Annotated in this window: 14 protein-coding genes, 1 other RNA gene and 2 pseudogenes; 10 read left to right on the top strand and 7 right to left on the bottom strand. The window is 70.5% G+C overall.

Translation table 11 applies throughout. The features are described from left to right. Positions 1-43: 43 nt before the first annotated feature. The 5 genes and pseudogenes from IDM45_RS01910 to IDM45_RS01925 all read left to right on the top strand — a co-directional run bounded on the left by IDM45_RS01910 (position 44) and on the right by IDM45_RS01925 (position 2,813). A pseudogene (locus IDM45_RS01910) lies at positions 44-1,035 on the top strand (FecCD family ABC transporter permease). Continuing rightward, positions 1,032-1,811: an ABC transporter ATP-binding protein gene (locus IDM45_RS01915; protein WP_209421403.1), complete on the top strand. Its 780-nt coding sequence runs from the start codon at positions 1,032-1,034 to the stop codon at positions 1,809-1,811. Before IDM45_RS01910 ends, IDM45_RS01915 begins: the two are co-directional and overlap by 4 nt. Continuing rightward, positions 1,808-2,158 carry a class I SAM-dependent methyltransferase gene (locus tag IDM45_RS17415; protein ID WP_232653588.1) on the top strand — a complete coding sequence of 117 codons (351 nt, stop codon included), beginning with the start codon at positions 1,808-1,810 and terminating at the stop codon, positions 2,156-2,158. Before IDM45_RS01915 ends, IDM45_RS17415 begins: the two co-directional genes overlap by 4 nt. Continuing rightward, positions 2,082-2,621 (top strand): hypothetical protein, encoded by a 540-nt coding sequence (locus IDM45_RS01920; protein WP_232653586.1) that lies wholly within the window; start codon positions 2,082-2,084, stop codon positions 2,619-2,621. The genes IDM45_RS17415 and IDM45_RS01920 overlap by 77 nt, the downstream gene beginning before the upstream one ends. 63 nt (positions 2,622-2,684) lie before the next feature. Then, a complete protein-coding gene (locus IDM45_RS01925; protein WP_209423960.1) occupies positions 2,685-2,813 on the top strand; it encodes a TOBE domain-containing protein in 129 nt (42 codons plus the stop codon). Between the two features lie 52 nt (positions 2,814-2,865). On the opposite strand, the gene IDM45_RS01930 is transcribed toward IDM45_RS01925, so the two are convergent. The 4 genes from IDM45_RS01930 to IDM45_RS17890 form a co-directional block, all read right to left on the bottom strand. Then, positions 2,866-3,507: a hypothetical protein gene (locus IDM45_RS01930; RefSeq protein ID WP_209421404.1), complete on the bottom strand. Its 642-nt coding sequence runs from the start codon at positions 3,505-3,507 to the stop codon at positions 2,866-2,868. A 293-nt stretch (positions 3,508-3,800) separates the two neighbouring features. Further along, an RNA gene (gene ffs / locus IDM45_RS01935) (signal recognition particle sRNA small type) lies at positions 3,801-3,897 on the bottom strand. Positions 3,898-3,929: 32 nt separating this feature from the next. Next, complete coding sequence (locus IDM45_RS01940; RefSeq protein ID WP_325168998.1) at positions 3,930-4,388, bottom strand: GGDEF domain-containing protein; 459 nt, start codon at positions 4,386-4,388, stop codon at positions 3,930-3,932. A 12-nt stretch (positions 4,389-4,400) separates the two neighbouring features. After that, positions 4,401-4,532, bottom strand: a complete 132-nt coding sequence (locus tag IDM45_RS17890) for a hypothetical protein (protein WP_267912100.1) — start codon at positions 4,530-4,532, stop codon at positions 4,401-4,403. 281 nt (positions 4,533-4,813) lie between these two features. Between IDM45_RS17890 and dnaX the strand changes: the two are divergent. The 4 genes and pseudogenes from dnaX (at position 4,814) to IDM45_RS01960 (ending at position 9,813) form a co-directional block, all read left to right on the top strand. Beyond that, a pseudogene (gene dnaX / locus IDM45_RS01945) lies at positions 4,814-6,660 on the top strand (DNA polymerase III subunit gamma/tau). A gap of 82 nt (positions 6,661-6,742) precedes the next feature. After that, positions 6,743-7,075: a YbaB/EbfC family nucleoid-associated protein gene (locus tag IDM45_RS01950; RefSeq protein ID WP_209421406.1), complete on the top strand. Its 333-nt coding sequence runs from the start codon at positions 6,743-6,745 to the stop codon at positions 7,073-7,075. A 13-nt stretch (positions 7,076-7,088) separates the two neighbouring features. After that, positions 7,089-7,679: a recombination mediator RecR gene (gene recR / locus IDM45_RS01955; protein WP_209421407.1), complete on the top strand. Its 591-nt coding sequence runs from the start codon at positions 7,089-7,091 to the stop codon at positions 7,677-7,679. 58 nt (positions 7,680-7,737) lie between these two features. Then, entirely contained in the window at positions 7,738-9,813 is a 2,076-nt protein-coding gene (locus IDM45_RS01960) for a hybrid sensor histidine kinase/response regulator (protein ID WP_232653581.1), read from the top strand. Positions 9,814-10,014: 201 nt separating this feature from the next. Here the strand turns inward: IDM45_RS01960 and IDM45_RS01965 are convergent, their stop codons facing one another. The 3 genes from IDM45_RS01965 to IDM45_RS01975 all read right to left on the bottom strand — a co-directional run bounded on the left by IDM45_RS01965 (position 10,015) and on the right by IDM45_RS01975 (position 14,577). Next, positions 10,015-10,512: a type III secretion system chaperone gene (locus IDM45_RS01965; RefSeq protein WP_209421408.1), complete on the bottom strand. Its 498-nt coding sequence runs from the start codon at positions 10,510-10,512 to the stop codon at positions 10,015-10,017. 60 nt (positions 10,513-10,572) lie between these two features. Beyond that, positions 10,573-13,035, bottom strand: coding sequence for a hypothetical protein (locus IDM45_RS01970; RefSeq protein WP_209421409.1), 2,463 nt, complete (start codon positions 13,033-13,035; stop codon positions 10,573-10,575). 66 nt (positions 13,036-13,101) lie between these two features. After that, positions 13,102-14,577, bottom strand: coding sequence for a hypothetical protein (locus IDM45_RS01975; protein WP_209421410.1), 1,476 nt, complete (start codon positions 14,575-14,577; stop codon positions 13,102-13,104). A gap of 117 nt (positions 14,578-14,694) precedes the next feature. On the opposite strand from IDM45_RS01975, the gene pbpC reads away from it, so the two are divergent. Next, entirely contained in the window at positions 14,695-16,980 is a 2,286-nt protein-coding gene (gene pbpC / locus IDM45_RS01980) for a penicillin-binding protein 1C (RefSeq protein ID WP_209423962.1), read from the top strand. The last annotated feature ends 120 nt before the right edge of the window (positions 16,981-17,100 follow it).

Genomic DNA, 17,100 nt, shown 5'->3' on the forward strand with positions numbered 1-17,100 from the left:
TGGACAAGCGCTAACAGCTCCTTTTTCAGTAGCTGGACAACGGCTGCGCTGGCTGCTGGCCGTGGCGCTGCTCGTGGCGCTAGTCCTGGCGGCCTTTGCGGCGGGCAAGTTTCCAGTGGCGCCGGGTGAGTTGTGGCGTGCCGTGACTGCGCGCCTCATGGGCTGGGATTCGGGCCTGCCGGTTGCGGTAGAGACTGTGGTCTGGAGCATCCGCCTGCCGCGCGTAGCTGCCGGATTGCTGGTCGGCGCGGTGCTGGCGGCGGCAGGCGCCACCTATCAGGGCATGTTTCGCAACCCGCTGGTGTCGCCCGACATCCTGGGTGTATCGGCTGGCGCCGGACTGGGAGCGGTGGCGGCCATTTACCTGGGCCTGCCTGTGGTGGCAGTGCAGGCGCTGGCTTTTGCGGGCGGGCTGCTGGCTGTTGGGGCGGTGCTGGCGGTGGCCGGACTGGTGCGTCGCCATGACCCGGTGCTGGTGCTGGTACTCGCCGGCGTAGCCGTGGGGGCATTGCTGGGTGCGGGTATCTCGCTGGTCAAGATTCTGGCCGACCCGATGGCGCAGTTGCCGACCATCACTTTCTGGCTGCTGGGCGGCCTCAACGCCATCACTGCCGCCGACTTGTTGGCCACCGCGCCGGCACTGCTGGCCGGGCTGGTGCCCATGGCGCTGCTGCGCTGGCGCATCAACTTGCTGGGCCTGCCCGATGAGGAGGCGCTGGCGCTGGGCGTGGCCGTGGGCCGCCTGCGCCTGGTGCTGGTGGCCGCCGCCACGCTGGCCACGGCGGCGGCTGTGTCGCTGGCCGGCATCATCGGCTGGGTCGGCCTGGTGGTGCCGCACGTGGCGCGGCTGCTAGTGGGGCCGGAGTTTTCGCGGCTGCTGCCCGCATCGCTGCTGCTGGGTGGGGGGTTCCTGGTGGCGGCGGACACGCTGGCGCGCACTGTGGCCCCATCGAGGTGCCGCTGGGCATCCTCACCGCTTTGGTGGGTGCGCCGTTTTTTCTGTTCCTGCTGGCCGGCACCGGGAGTCGGTCATGAGCGCGGTGCTGCAGGCGCAGGCCCTGTCCATTGGCCATGGCCGGCGCTGTGTGGCGCAGGGGCTGAACTTTGCCCTGGCGACCGGCGAGGTGCTGTGCCTGCTGGGCGCCAACGGCGGCGGCAAGACTACGCTCTTGCGCACGCTGCTCGGCCTGTTAGCGCCGCTGGCCGGCGAGGTGTCCTGCGGCGGGCAGAACGTGGCCGCCTGGCCGCGCGCGGCCTTCGCGCGCCATGTGGGCTACGTGCCGCAGGCGCACGCAGGCCTGTTTGCCTTCACTGTGGAGGACGTGGTGCTCATGGGCCGGGCTGCGCGCGTGGGGCGGTTTTCCGCGCCGAGTGCGCAAGACCGGCGCATCGCGCTGCAGTGCCTGGAGCTGCTCGGTGTCGGGCACCTGCGCCGCAGCGTCTATACCGCCATCAGCGGCGGCGAGCGGCAGCTTGCGCTGATCGCCCGCGCACTGGCGCAGGAGCCAGCGCTGCTGGTGATGGATGAGCCAACGGCCAGCCTGGACTTTGGCAACCAAATCCGGGTGCTGCAGCACATCGAGCGCCTGCGTGCCGCTGGCATGACCGTGCTCATGACCACGCACCAGCCCGAGCACGCGCTGCGCGTTGCCGATCGCATCGCGCTGCTGGGCGGTGGGCGGCTGGTGGCCATCGGTGCGCCGCACGCCACGGCCACGCCGGCCGCCCTGGCAGCTCTCTACGGCGTCAGCGAGGCGGCGGTGGCTGCCAGCCTGGGCAGCGCCTGCTGGGCTGAGGAGGCTCTTGCATGACCATCGAAGCCATCGATTTTGGCCGCCTGTACCGCGACCATCTGGCCCTGTCCGGGCGCAACCACAAGAGTGCCGCTGCCTGGGACGCGCGGGCCGCCGGCATGGCCGCCAAGGCGCTGGACAGCGGCTACGCCAGCGCCTTTGTGGCGCGCATGAACCTGCACGGCGCGCAGTCGCTGCTGGACGTGGGCTGCGGCCCTGGCACCATCGCCCTGGCCGTGGCCAGCCGGCTGCAGCGCGTGGTTGGGCTGGACTACAGCCGCGCCATGCATGGATGCCATGCAGGCGCAGGCTGCAGCGCGCGGGCTGCAGGGCGTCGAAGCCCTGCACCGCGCCTGGGAAGATGACTGGAGCGATGTGCCGGTGTGCGACATCGCCGTCGCCTCGCGCTCGACCACTGTGCAGGACATGGCTGCGGCGCTGGAGCAGTTGCGGGCCAAGGCGCGCCTGCGTGTGTACCTGACGCACCTGGTGGGCGGGCACTTCACCGATCCGCTGATCCAGCAGGTCATTGGCCGCGCCCTGCCCACGGTGCCCGACTACATCTATGTGCTCAACATCCTGCACCGCATGGGCCTTCATCCTGAGCTGTCGTATCTGACGCAGGAAAACCGCCTGGCCGGTGCGCCGGACTGGGACGAATTCGCGCGTCGCGTGGCCTGGTCGATGGGCAGCCTGGACGAGGCCGAAACCGCACGCCTGCGCGCCTGGTACGAGCGCGCCACGCCGCAGCAGCGTGCCGGCGCACCCATGCGCTGGGCCTTCATTTCCTGGGAGAACCCCCATGGCGAGCACCATGACGCGCATTGAGACCGCCCAGGCGGGCGCCACCTTGCTGGCCGAGCTGCAAGCCGAAGTCACGCAGCGCTCGGCCTGGAGAGTGGTGCCTCAGTGGTGGCCATCGTCACCAACGAAAGTGCCCGGAACCTGGCCTTGGCCGAGGGCGTTCCGGCTGCTGCCCTGTTCAAGGCATCCAGCGTCATCGTCGGCGTGGCCGGCTGAGAACCGGTTCACGGCTTTTCCTCGTGGATGCGCTCCGAGAGCGCTCGGTATCTCAGAACTTGGTGCGGTAATACACCATCGGCCCGCCATGCCGGGCGCGCAGCAGCAGCTTGGCATCGCCCTGCAGCTGCACGCCGATGGCACCGAACTCGGGCACCAGACCGCCGGTGCGCGAGGCCTTCCATTGCACTTCCAGCCGGGTGCCGACGCTGGCCGGCTCGCGCGCCCAGACCATGCCCAGGGCATCAGGTGCGCCCGGGCGCTGCGGGCTGCGCGCCCAGGCCTGCACGTCCAGATGTATGCGTTGCTGCAGGCGCGAGCGCCAGCGCAGGCCCAGGTCATAGGCCAGCGGGGCGGACTGGGCGCCGCTGGCGCCGGAGGCCGACAGCACGCCCAGCGTCATGCCCAGGCTGGATGGCCGGTCGGCAAACAGCCAGCCGGTCATCTCGCTGTAGTGCGCCGGCCCGGCAGGCAGGCCATTGCCAGCACGGGTGAACAGCGGCGCATCTTCGCTGCGCAGGGTCAGCGGCGCTTGGGCGGCGGTGAGCTGCTGGGGGGCCGTGTGCTGGAAGGTGGCGGCCAGGGCGCGTCCGGCCAGGTCGTCCTGGGCCTGGACAGCCGGGCCAGCCAAGATGAGCAGCAAGGCAACTGCCAGGGCGCTGGTGCAGGGTGCGGGGTGGAGGCGGGCAGTCATGGCGGCACACTCTCGTCGGTCAGCCAGGGGTGTTGCCGGCCAGTATGCAGCCATGCCCCTTGACCTCTCATCGCCTGACGGCGCACCCGCCTGTCGGACTGAAGCCTACGCCGCCCGAGGTGCTGTGGCGAACAGGCCTTTCAGGCGTCGCCGAACGCACAGCGCACGGCTGCAGCCCGCGCGCGACATTCTGGAAGCGATAGGAAGCCCAAGGGCTGGGCGCTGCCCAGCGCGTGCCTGGGCGCGAGCAATGGGCAGAAGAAAGGGAGGGAGGGGAGAGTAGAAGAGTGAGAGGTGACGAGCCTTACCCCCGGCACTGGCTCCACGGTTAGGGCTGCTTGGTTCCCCACCTGACCCGGTTGGCCGCTTCCCCATGCGGGGAGGCCCGTCAGCGGCGATTGTAGCCCGCCGCCGGATCGGTTTTATTCGGATGGCGGGCGCAACAGCTCCTCCCAGGCGGCCACGCGGTTGCGCCCGGCGCGCTTGGCAGCGTACAGCGCCTGGTCGGCGTGCGAGAACAGCGCATCGAATACTGGCGTGCGCTCGCTGGAGCAGGCGAGGCCGAAGCTGGCGCTGACGCGCAGCTCGGCAGCCGCATCCGTTTGCGCATCCAGGCGCAGCCTGGTCACCTGATCGCGGATGCGCTCGGCCATGGTGCGGGCGCCGCCCAGGTCGGTGGCCGGCAGCAGGACACAGAACTCCTCGCCCCCGGTGCGCGCGCACAGATCGGTGCTGCGCAGCGCCTGCCGGCAGGTGTCGGCAAAGGCGCGCAGCACCTGGTCGCCCACCAGGTGGCCGTGGGTGTCGTTGATGGCCTTGAAATGGTCGATGTCGATGGCCACTAGGGCCAGCGGGATGCCGTGGCGCCGGCTCAAGGCCAGTTCGCGCTCGGCCTACTCCCAGAAGCGCCGGCGGTTGTCGGCGGCCTGCAGCGCGGCGCTGGCCTGCTCGTCCAGTTCGATGATCTCGCCAAAATGCTTGCCCACGATGTCGCACACGTCGCGCACTCCCAGCAGGTCGAGCACCAGCCGGTTGGCGTAGGCGTAGCGCCCCTGCAGGTCGGTGGTATAGACATAGGCGCCGACTTCGTCGAGCAGGATGCGAAATGGGTCTTGGGCAGGCTGGGGGCAGAGGTGGGCGCTCGGACTGCGAAATCAGGCATGAGGCAGGAAGCTGAGGGAGGTAACTGTGCGCAACCGGGGCAATATGCCCGCAGTGCGGCCCGGCCTGCAGGCCGCGCCGGCAGGCCAGGGGGCGCCCGCCGCCCTGCCAGGCCGGCCAGGTCGGCCACATAGAATCGCCCTCCATGTCCTACCTCGTGCTCGCCCGCAAGTACCGCCCCGAAATTTCTCCGAGATGGTGGGCCAGGAGCATGTCGTGCAGGCGCTGACCAACGCCCTGACCCAGCAGCGGCTGCACCACGCCTATCTGTTCACCGGCACGCGCGGCGTGGGCAAGACCACGGTCTCGCGCATCCTGGCCAAGTCGCTCAACTGCCAGGGGCCGGATGGGCGCGGCGGCATCACCGCTACGCCGTGCGGCGTGTGTCCGGCCTGCACGGCCATCGACGAGGGGCGCTTCCCGGACTACACCGAGCTGGACGCGGCGTCGAACCGTGGCGTCGATGAAGTCCAGGGCTTGCTGGAGCAGGCCGTGTACAAGCCGGTGCAGGGGCGCTTCAAGGTCTTCATGATCGACGAAGTCCACATGCTGACCAACACCGCCTTCAACGCCATGCTCAAGACGCTGGAGGAGCCGCCCGAGTACCTGAAGTTCGTGCTCGCCACGACCGACCCGCAGAAGGTGCCGGTCACCGTGCTCTCGCGCTGCCTGCAGTTCAACCTGCGGCCCATGCCGCCCGAGGTGGTGTTGGAGCATCTGGCGCATGTGCTGGCCGCCGAGCACATCGCCGCCGAGCCGCAGGCGCTGCGTCTGCTGGCGCGCGCAGCGCGCGGCTCCATGCGCGATGCGCTGTCGCTGACCGACCAGGCGATCGCCTTCGGCGGCGGGCAGGTGCAGGAAGCCCACGTGCGCCAGATGCTGGGCAGCGTCGATCGCAGCCACGTCTTCACGCTGATCGACGCCCTGGCGCGCGGCGACGGCCTGGCCGTGGTGCAGACCAGCGACCTGCTGCGCACGCACGGCCTGTCGGCGGCGCAGGCGCTGGAGGACATGAGCGCCGTGCTGCAGCGCATGGCCGTGCTGCAGGCCGTGCCGCAACTGGCCGTCCAGGCGGCGCAGGCCGATGCGGGCGGCGACCCGGACGCCGCCGAAATCGCCCGCCTGGCGGCCCTGCTGCCAGCCGACGAGACGCAGCTGCTCTACAGCATCTGCCTGCATGGCCGCGCCGAGCTGGGCCTGGCGCCCGACGAGTACGCTGCCCTGACCATGGCGCTGCTGCGCCTGCTGGCCTTCAAGCCGGCGCAAGCTCCGCAGGCGGCGGGGCAGGCTGAAAAAAAAACTCTGACGCCGGCACCGGCTGAGGTCTCGGCCGCTCCCCCGGCACCGGCACCCGCCGCATCAGCCGCGCCGACCGCACCTCGTGCCGTCTCGCCTTCCCCGGCGCCGGCCCTGCCATCGCAGGAGGCGGACGATCCTGGAAAATATCAGTCAAATCCTGCTCAAAGCCTTGCTGGACAAGCGCTGACAGCTACTGAAAGCGTAGCGACAACAACACCCGCTCCAGCGCCCGCACAGGGCGCGCAGAATGCCCAGGACACGCCAGCGCCACCCGCTGGCGCACCGGACGCTGGCAGTGCGCCGGCAACGTCCGGGGACGACGACTTGTGGCACGCCACCGTGCAGCGCCTGGTGCAGGACGGCGCCATCGCGGCGCTGGCGCGCGAGTTGGCGCTGCAGTCTCAGCTCGTGGCGCGCGAGGGCGGGCACTGGTTTCTGCGCGTGGAGCGCGAATCGCTGACCCAGGCCACCGCCCACGAGCGCCTGCGCGCCGCGCTGCAGGCTGCTGGCTGCGCGCAGCAGCTCAGTGTCGAGATCGGCCCGGTCAGCGACAGCCCGGCGCAGCGCAACGCCAGTGCCGCGCGCGCGCGCCAGCAGCGCGCCGAGGCCACCGTGCGCGCCGACCCCTATGTGCAGCAGCTGATGCGCGAATTCGACGCGCGCATCGTGCCCGGCAGCATCCGGCCTCTCTGACCGGGCGCGCCGCTCCAGGCAACGGCCAGGGGGCGGCTATCCTCGCACCATCGCCGTCATTCACAACCCAAGGAAACACACCATGTTCAACAAAGGACAGCTCGCCGGCCTCATGAAGCAGGCCCAGGCCATGCAGGACAACCTCAAGAAAGCCCAGGAGGAACTGGGCAGCATCGAAGTCGAGGGCGAGGCCGGCGCCGGCCTGGTCAAGGTGCTCATGACCTGCAAGCACGATGTCAAGCGCGTGACCATCGACCCCAGCTTGCTCGAAGAGGACAAGGACATGCTGGAAGACCTGGTGGCCGCCGCCTTCAACGCCGCCGTGCGCCGTGCCGAGGAGACCTCGCAGGAAAAGATGGGCAAGCTCACCGCCGGGATGCCGGGCCTGCCGGGCGGCATGAAGTTCCCGTTCTGAGCGCGCGCCGCCCATGTCCGACACCAGCTCGCTGGACGCGCTGATCCAGGCGCTGCGCCGCTTGCCGGGCGTGGGCCAGAAGTCCGCCCAGCGCATGGCCTTTCACCTGCTGCAGCACGACCGCGCTGGCGCCCAGGTGTTGTCGCAGGCGCTGGCGCAGGCGGCGGGCAACGTGCGCCACTGCCAGCGCTGCCACACCTTCACCGAGGATGCGCTGTGCGAGATCTGCCAGGACGCCGGGCGCGATGCCACGCGCCTGTGCGTGGTCGAGACCCCGGCGGATCAGGCAGCCATGGAGCGCACCGGGGCTTTCAAGGGCCTGTACTTTGTGCTCATGGGCCGGCTGTCGCCGCTCGATGGCGTCGGCCCGCGCGACATCGGCGTGCGCGAGTTGATCGAGCGCGCCAGCGACGGCACGGTGCAGGAGGTCATCCTGGCCACCAGTTTCACCGCCGAGGGCGAGGCCACGGCGCACGCCATTGCCGAGGCGCTGGGGCGCCGGGGCGTGCAGGCCACGCGACTGGCGCGCGGCGTGCCGGTGGGCAGCGAATTGGAATATGTCGATCTGGGCACCATCGCCCACGCCCTGGCCGACCGGCGCTGAGGCGCCCCGGCTCAAGGCGGGCGCTGCTGCCTGGGCAGTTTTTGGGCGTACAACCACCATGGCCGAAACACCGCCGACACCGCCGCAGTTCCCCCATGCTCCCGGCGCCATGAGCGCCAAGGTGCGCGCCTTCGACTGGGCGTCGCACCCGCTGGGGCCGATGGCGGGCTGGCCAGACACCCTGCGCGTGGTGCTGGAGCTGATGCTGGCCTCGCACTTTCCCAAGTGCCTGGTTTGGGGCGAGCGGCAGACCACTTTCCACAACGATGCCTACCGCCCCCTGCTGGGGGACAAGCCCGATGCGCTGGGGCGGCCTTTCCCCGAGGTCTGGCACGAGACCTGGCATCTGGTGGGCGACATGGCGCAGCGCGCGCTGGCCGGGCAGGCCTCCTTCTGGCAGGACGCACCCTTCACGGTGCAGCGCTACGGCTATCCCGAGCCGACCTTCTTCACCTTCGGCTTCAGCCCGGTGCGCGATGTCCACGGCGCGGTGGGCGGCTATGTGGTCACGATCATCGAAACCACGCAGAGCAACCACGCACAGCAGCAGCTGCGCGCCGAGGCCAGTTCGCTGGAGCAGCAGGTCGTGCAGCGCACCGCCGACCGCGACCGGCTGTGGAGCCTGTCGGACGCGCTGATGATGGTGGCCCGGCTGGCTGATGGGGTCATCGTCTCGGTCAATCCCGGCTGGACGGTGGCCCTGGGCTGGAGCGAGGCCGAGACCGTGGGCCGCCATGTGCGCGCCTTCGTGCTGGACGAAGACGCCGCCGAGCTGGATGCCGAAGGCACGCTGCTACGCGCCGGGGCGCCGCGCCGCCAGGTGCGTATGCGTCTGCTGGGGCGCGACGGCCAGTTGCGCACCGTTGCCTGGTCGGTGGTCTCGGGCGATGGCTTTTTGCACGCCATTGGGCGCGACGAGACCGAGGAGCTGTCGCGTGCGCTGGAGTTGACCGAGGCCCAGGAGCGCTTGCGCCAGGGCCAGAAGATGGAGGCCATCGGCCAGCTCACCGGCGGCATCGCGCACGACTTCAACAACATGCTGCAGGGCATCGTGCTGCCGCTGCAGCTGATGCAGCGGCGCCTGCAGCAGGGCCGGGTGCAAGAGGTCGGCAGCTACATCGACACCGCGCTGGCCTCGGCGCGGCGCGCCGCTTCCCTGACCCAGCGGCTGCTGGCCTTCTCGCGCCGCCAGCCGCTGGATGTGCGTGCCGTCGATGTCGCCGCCGTGCTGGCCGGCCTGCAGACCATGCTGCGCAGCAGCTGCGGCGAGAACATCGCCCTGTCGGTGCAGGCCGATGAGGATTTGTGGCTGGTCTGCACCGACTTGCACCAGTTGGAAAACGCCGTGCTCAACCTGGCCATCAATGCCCGCGATGCCATGCCGGCAGGCGGGCGGCTGCACCTGCAGGCCAGCAACGCGGCCAGGCTTGGCGAGCATGGCGCCGGCAGCGGCAGCAGCGGCCTGGCGGCAGGCGACTACGTGCGCCTGAGCGTCTCGGACAGCGGCACCGGCATGGCTGGCGACGTCATCGAGCGCGCCTTCGACCCGTTCTTCACCACCAAGCCCATAGGTCTGGGCACCGGCCTGGGCCTGTCCATGATCTACGGCTACATGCGCCAGACCAGCGGCGCGGTGGAGATCGACAGCCAGCCGGGCGTGGGCACCACGGTGCATCTGTACCTGCCGCGCTGCGCCGAAGAGCTGCAGCCGGCAGCGCCCGCCGTGCTGCACGCGCAGACGCACGAGCGGCGCCACGATGCCGTGCTGGTGGTCGAGGACGATGCCACCGTGCGCGCCACCGTGGTCGAGCTGCTGCAGGAGCTGGGCTTTCAGATCATGCAGGCTGCCGATGGCCATGAGGCCATGGCCTTGCTGTCGGGGGCGCTGCAGTTCGATCTGCTGGTCACCGATGTCGGCCTACCCGGCCCCAATGGCCGGCAGGTGGCCGATCTGGCGCGCGAGCGCCTGCCGGCCATACAGGTGCTGCTCATGACCGGCTACGCCGAGCGCGCCGCCTCCAGCGACAGCCTGGTGGGCGATGGCATGGAGCTGCTGGTCAAGCCCTTCGATGCCGGCACCTTCATGCGCAAGGTGCAGCAGATGATGGGCTGCGAGGGCCAGCCGCCGACGTGAGGCGAGGCGTGTACGCGGGCAGGGCAGTGTCCTGTCCGGCCTGTCCGCTGCTGGCGATTGTCAGCAAGTTTTGCTATTTAAAAAGTAGCTGCCAGCGCTTGCCAGCATTGGGTTTGCGACTGAAATCATGCCAAGACAGCGTCCCGGCCCTGGTGCGTGCCTGAATGCGCCCGGGTGGCCAGCCGTGCCCTACCCCGCGCCTCAGGCGCGCAGGAAAGCGCCCAGGCCCGGCACCGGGATTTCCAGGGGCGCGGCGGCGGACGCGCCCTCGGCTGCTGCGCCTGGCGCAGCAGCGCCGGGCTGGTGCGCCGCCAGGCGTTCCTTCCAGTCTTCGGCGGCGGCGATGAACTGCTCCACGGTCTGCACGAAGGCCGGCGCCGCCAGGCCCTCGGCGGAGATGCTGCGGCACAGCACGATCTCGCGCATCGGGCCGTCGATGGCCAGGGTGGCACCGGCCGTGTCGGCGCCGAACAGGTTGGCCTCCAGCAATTGCCGGTACAGCGCAGCGTCGCCCTGCGCCGGTGCAGGGCCGAGCACGCTGTAGAGCTGGATGACGCCGGCCTCGGCGTCGCGCTCGAAGTCCAGTGCCAGATGGGCGCCGACCATCAGGCGGGCGCAGCCGTGGTCATCGAAGCGCAGGGGCTGGGACAGGCCGGCGGTCTGGCCCAGGTCGAGCAAAAGCTGGTCGCAGGAGTGCATGGCAGGGGTCTTTCTCGGCAGGTCGGTTCAGTGGAGGGCGGGGGATGGGGCCGGCGGCGCTCAGGGCGCACGCACGGCATCGTAGGTGTACTGCAGCGGATCGTGCATCTGCACCGACAGGTCGGCGCCGATGTGCAGGGCAAAGCGCAGCTGGGCCTGGCTGTGCGCCGCGTCCAGCATGACCGGCACGCCCACGCCCTCGCGGGCGTTGCGCGGCGCCGGCAGGAAGGCGCTGGCATTGCTCAGGCCGTAGTCCACCTGCAGGATCAGGCCGCCCTGCCCGTCGCTGGAGAAGGTGTAGCGGTTGTCCTCGTCGCCCATCAGCCGCCCTGGCGTGCCATCGTCCAGGCGCATCGGGCTTTGCTGGGACATCAGCGCCTGCTGCACGCCGGCCTGCACGTTCTGGTTGGCCAGGCGCGTGGCCAGCAGCAGCAGCGCGTCGTTGTTGCCGGCCAGTGCACGCAGCTGGGTGACGGCGTTGCCGATCTGCGCGTCCTGGTTGCCGGCGCCCGGGGCCAGCAGGGGCTGGCGCGTGCCATCCGGGGCAATCAGGCCGAAGTCGGCGCGTGTCAGATCCTTGATGAAGCCATCGCTGACCAGCGGGTGCTCGGCGTGCGGCGGGTCGGTCTGCGGGTGCTCCAGCATGTCGTCGATGTTGGCCTGCAGCGCCTCCTGCATGGCCGGGCCGCCCAGGCCGGCACGCATCCGGATGCTGCCGTCGCTGGTGGCTTCGACGCCGTACTGCTGCTCCACCAGGGCCGCCAGATCGGGCGCCGCGCCGGGCCAGCCGGGTGCGGGCACATCGGCGCCGCGCTCTTGCAAGGCGTTGCCGACGGCCTCGCGCAGCATGTACAGGTCGGTGGCGCGGTCGAACATGCGCCGGCCCACCTGCGGGTCGTAGCCGGTCATGTTCATGTCCGACAGCAGCAGCATGGCGCTGTCGGACAGGGTGGCGCTCAATTCGTCGGCCACCGGACTGCCCAGGCGCTGCGCCAGCGCCTGCAGCGTGGGTGTGTCCAGGCCCTGCAGGGCGTGCGCGGTGAGCTCGGCGCGGAAGTCCATGATGTCGTCGGCACCGTCGATCTTGCGTCCCAGGTTGCTGTGGACGGTCAGCGCCGTGTCGCCCAGGCGCTGGGCATTGGCCAGGCTTTGCAGGCCGCCGGTCAGATTGCCGGTGGATAGTGCCTGCAGGGCCGGCTGCAGCCCCTGGGCGTACTGGTCGAAGGCCTCGGTGCGCCGGCGTGCGGCATCGGCGGCGACTTCGGCCTGTCCGGCTTCGACGCCCAGCTGGCGCAGGCCCTGGCCGAAGGCGTGCAACTGGCTGGAGCTGAGTTCGCTCAGCTGGCTCAGGTTGAGCGGGGTCAGGTAGTCCTCCAGGTGCGCCAGCGTGCGGGCGTAGGCGGCGTCCAGCTCGGGCGGGAAGTGCTGGCCGTGGACTTCGCTGTGCTGGCGCAGGTCAGTCAGCGCCTGGCCCATTTCGGCCACTTGCCGAGCAAAGGCCTGGGGGCTGTGCAGCAGCCCGCCGGGATCGTCCACGGCCGGCTCGCCGTGGCCGAGCAGGGCGGCAAAGCCGTCGGTCAGGCTCTGCTCCAACTGCTCGGAGCGCAAGCCGATGGCGCCCATGAGCACGAACGAGGTGCTGGACGGCTGGATGGCGCCCAGCTGCCGATCCTCGTGCATCAAGGCGTGCAGCTCGCGCGTGGGCAGGTGGTTGATCATGTCCGCCAGGGGCTGCAGGTCGGCGGGGTCTTCGGCACCGCTCATGCGCTGCTCCAGCGCCTGCAGTACCAGGGCGCGCTGCAGGTGCTTGAGTTCGTCGCGCGGCAGGCCGCCAAAGCCCTGCTGCTCCAGCACCTGGCGCGCGGTGTTGTACAGCTCCTGGAAGGCGCGGCCCGTGATGCCCTTGTCCTGCGTCTCGCGTGCCACCATGGCAATGGCCTGATCCAGGTCGCCCTGCAGGGCCGGGATGCCGGCCTCGACGGCACCTTGCTCCATGGCGCGGCGCACGGCGGCCAAGGTCGGGTCGCCGCGCAGGGCGGAGTTTTCCGCCATGGCCAGGCCGGTGTGCAGGGCCTGGCGCTGCGCCGGACTCATGTGGGCTAGGTGGACGGCGGTGCGCTGCTCGATCAGCTGTGCGTAGGGCAGGCCCCGGCTGGTGGCTGGCTGGGCGGTGCCGGGCAGGGACTGCAGCAGGCGCTGCGCCGCCGCGCCATCCACCGAGTGGTTGCCGCTGTGCGAGATGGCGCCCAGCAAGTCGCCCAGCTGCGCGCTGGTGTCCTTGAGGCCGGCGCGGAACTTGGTGTCGGCGCGCACGCTGTGCGGCGTGACGGCGTTGAGCGCGCGCGAGGCCAAGTTCTGGATGCCGCGGCCCACGTCCGAGAGCACCCGGCCCAGGCTGCGCGGCGCCTGCGCTTGGCCTTGCTGCACCTGGCGTCCGCCCAGGCTGCCGACGGGGCTTTGCTGAAAATCATGGCGCAGTGCGATGCCGTGCATCGAGGCGCCGGGCTGGATGACGTGGGACATGGTGCGTGGCTTCCTTTCAGCAGATGAGTAACCTGGCGGGGTCGTGCGGTTCCAGGCGGCAGGCCGTCAGGCGCGCACGAAGTGGTCTGGCAGGTGCGGGCGGCTGAAGTGGTCGGAGGTGGCCGACAGCGTGTTCATGGCCAGGTCGAAGGCCGCATCGATGGCCTGCGTGCGTGCCGGCTCGTCCAGGGTTTCGGCGTGCTGCAGCTGGGCGATCAGCTGGTCGCCGGCGCGGCTGATAGCCTCGTCGAAGGCGTTGGGCGCCAGGGCGGCCTGGCCCCCCAGGGCGGCGCTGGCGCATTGCCCCATCAGCTTGTGCAGCGGGTAGTGCTTGGCCTGCTTGTCCATGTCGTAGTTGAAATACTCGCGTGCGTCGCGCCGCATGGTCTCCAGCTTGCCCGACGAGGCCTGCTTGTGGAACAGGTAGCGCACGTCGTTGAGCCGGTCGGACTCGCTGGTGACGCCGACCTTGGACTTGCCGAAGTCGATGGCCTTGAGGGTGATGTTGTTCTGCGACTGATCGACCGGCTTGTGCACCATCAGGTTGTGCATGTGCAAGTCCTGGTGCGACATGCCGTTTTGGTAGAACACGCGCGCCATGTCCACGGTCTGCATCAGCACGCTGTGGGCTTCGCGGGCGCTCAGCGTGCCGATCTGGCGATCGAGCTCGCCGCTGGTGACGTGGGCCTGGTCGTACAGGGTGACGGTGGCGTGGGCCTTGTTGCTGCTGATGCCGGGCAGCATGGCCGATTTTTCCGCTTCGCTCAGCACCTTCTGCGTCGAGACGTAGCGCGCCAGGCTGTCGCTGGTGGCGGCGCGCTCCTCGACCAGGCGCTCCTTGTCGAAGTCGCGCGCGCCGGTGTTGTCCTCGGCACGCAGCACGCCGCTTCTGGGGTCGAAGCGCTTGTGGACACCGCCCTCCCGGAAGGCGTCGTCGGTCACGGCGTTGCGCTCGGCCTCCAGATCCTGGCGCTCGTGCTGTCCCAGCCAGTCGGCGGCGCGCGGATGGCCCATGTCGCCCAGTCCGGTGACCTGGCCCAGGCGGGTTTCGATGGTGCTCCAGGCCTGCGCCGAGACCTGGTCGTGCTTGACCGGCGTGCCCTTGATGCTGTAGGTCAGGTTGGGCGCCTGCTGCGGGCCTTCGTTGGTGACGGTGAACTGGCTGCGGTCGGCGGCAGTGGCGTACTGGGCCAGGCGCTCGAACTTCTCGAAGGCGCTCAGGCCGTGGGCGGCGTCGAATTCCTGGGCCAGCTGCTGCAGTGCAGCCTGCTTGGCGCCCCCGCCGAAGACCTGATCCTTGAAGGTGTCGAACCAACCCATCTTCTGGGCGGCAGCGTTGTTGCCGTCCAGGAATTTCTGGATGCGGCTCTCGCTCAGGGCCAGGGATTGGTTCAGGCCGAAGGAGATGTTGATCTTGTCCATGGTGCGTGCCTTGGCCGGTGGGCCGGGGTGGTGAAGAAGACCCTCATGAGTGGCAGTTGCACGGCGGTGGTTCCAGGCCAGCGCCGGCGTGCAGACGAAAATGCCTGGGCAGTGCTGCATGGCAGCTTCCTGCCGCAAAGATGAGAAAAGGACACTGGGGTGGAGCGCAACAACACGCCGGCAGACCGGCGCCATCGAGGCCCGGATGCGGCGCCTGTCCACGGGCTTGGCACAACCCTGGCGCGCCTGGCGCTGGCCGCGCTGCCGGGCCTGCTGGCCCTGCCGGCGCTGGCCCTGCCGACGTTTGCCGAAGTGCGCGCCGCGCATCAGCCCTCGGATGTGCTGCTGCACTCGCGCGAAGGCCAGGTGCTGGGCCGCGTGCGCCTGGACAGCACTGTGCGCCGGGGCCAGTGGCTGCAGTTGGGCGATGTCTCGCCGGCGCTGCGCGTGGCCCTGGTGCTGGGCGAGGATCGGCGCTTTCATGAGCACAGCGGCGTGGACTGGGCGGCCGTATCCGCCGCTGCCTGGGGCAATCTGTGGAACACGCGCACGCGCGGCGCCAGCACCATCACCATGCAGCTGGCCGGGCTGCTCGATGGCGACTGGCGCGCCGGCCCGGGCGGACGCAGCGTGGTGCAAAAGGCCGGCCAGGCCGTGGCCGCGCAGGTGCTGGATCGGCGCTGGCGCAAGGATCAGATCCTGGAGGCCTACCTGAACCTGGTGCCGTTTCGCGGCGAGCTGGTCGGCATCGACGCACTGTCGCGCACGCTGTTCGCCAAGGCCGCGCACGGTCTGGATGCGCGCGAGGCGGCCATTGCCGCCGCCCTGGTGCGTGCGCCCAACGCCGGCGCGGCGCTGGTGGCGCGGCGTGCCTGCGCGGTGCTGGGCGAGATGCAGCGCGCCAGCGCACCGGCGCAGGCCGGGGCCGCAGCCAGGGCCGGCGCCGTCCCCGGGGCTGCGGCCCTGATCGTCCCCGCCGCGCCCGACTGCGGCGCGCTGGAGCTGCTGACCGAAGCCGCCCTGCAGCGCCGTGCCTGGAGCGCCAGCGAGGGCGTGGCGCCGCACTTCGCCCGCCAGTGGCTGCGCGCGGCGGGCGCGGACGCGGTGCGCGGCGGCGAGCGCCTGCCCCTGAGCGCGCCGCTGCAGCGCCACGCCACCGAGCTGCTGGCCCGGCACCTGCGCGAGCTGGCCGGGCGCAACGCGCGCGACGGCGCGCTGGTCGTGCTGGACAACGCCAGCGGCGAGGTGCTGGCCTGGGTCGGCTCCTCCGGCGCCCTGAGCGCTGCGCCCGAGGTGGACGCCGTGCTGGCGCTGCGCCAGCCGGGCTCGGCGCTCAAGCCCTTCCTGTACGCGCAGGCCATCGCCCAGCGGCGGCTGACGGCGGCCTCGCTGGTGGAGGATTCGAGCGCCCACATCCCCACGGCCTCGGGCCTGTACATCCCGCAGAACTATGACCGGCGCTTCAAGGGCCTGGTGTCGGTGCGCACGGCGCTGGCCGCGTCGCTCAACGTGCCGGCGGTGCGCACCCTGGTCATGGTCACGCCCGATGCTTTTTTTGGGCAGCTGCGCGCGCTGGGCCTGCCGCTGCGCGAGTCGGGCGGCTACTACGGCTACAGCCTGGCGCTGGGCGCCAGCGAGGTAAGCCTGCTGCACCTGGCCAACGCCTACCGCGCGCTGGCCAATGGCGGGCAGTTCACACCGGCGCGCCTGCGCCTGGCGGCAGCGGGCGGGCCACAGCCGGCGCCGGTGGCGGCGCTCGATGCCGGCGCAGCCTTCATCGTCGGCGACATCCTGGCCGATGCACAGGCGCGCGTGCCCACCTTCGGGCCGGACAGCGTGCTGAACACGCGCTTTTGGAGCGCGGTCAAGACCGGCACCAGCAAGGACATGCGCGACAACTGGGCCGTGGGCTGGTCGGCGCGCTACACGGTGGCGGTGTGGGTGGGCAATGCCAGCGGCGCGCCCATGCACGATGTCAGCGGCACCAGCGGCGCGGCGCCCATCTGGGCGGCGCTGATGCAGCACCTGCACCGCCGCACGCCCAGCCGCGTGCCGGCGCCGCCGCCGGGCGTGCTGCGCCAGGCCGTGCGCTTTGGCCCGGGCGAGGGCGGTCAGCCCATCGAGAGCGCCCGCCAGGAATGGTTTGTGCGCGGTACGCAGCAGGCCTTGTTTGCTTCTGAAAAAATAGCTGTCAGCGCTTACCCAGCAAGGGTTTCAGGCCAAAAAGACCAAAAAAATTGGGCGGCTGCAGCGAGCCGGGCGCGCATTGCGGCCCCGGTGGCCGGCACGGTGCTGGCGCTCGACCCGGACATCCCGCCAGCCCATCAGCGCCTGCAGTTGCGCGCCAGCGGTGCGGCGCCGGGGCAGGCGCTGGCCTGGCGCATCGGCGGCAAGCCGGTGGCACGCGGCTCCGAGGGCGCCTGGCTGCCCTGGCCGGGGCGCCACCGCGTGCAATTGCTGGACGGGCGCGGGCAGGTGCTCGACGAGATCGGCATCGAGGTGCGCGGCGCCGGGGTGCGCTGAAGGTCGCCTGCCGGTGGTGGAAGGATTTTCACGCGCGGCAAAAATCGCTCAAACCACACGCCGCTCGCCCGCACTACCATGCGCGCCTTGCCCTTTTGGCCATCCACGCAGCTGCCATCG

It is taken from the genome of Melaminivora jejuensis (assembly GCF_017811175.1).
Taxonomy (GTDB): domain Bacteria; phylum Pseudomonadota; class Gammaproteobacteria; order Burkholderiales; family Burkholderiaceae_C; genus Melaminivora; species Melaminivora jejuensis.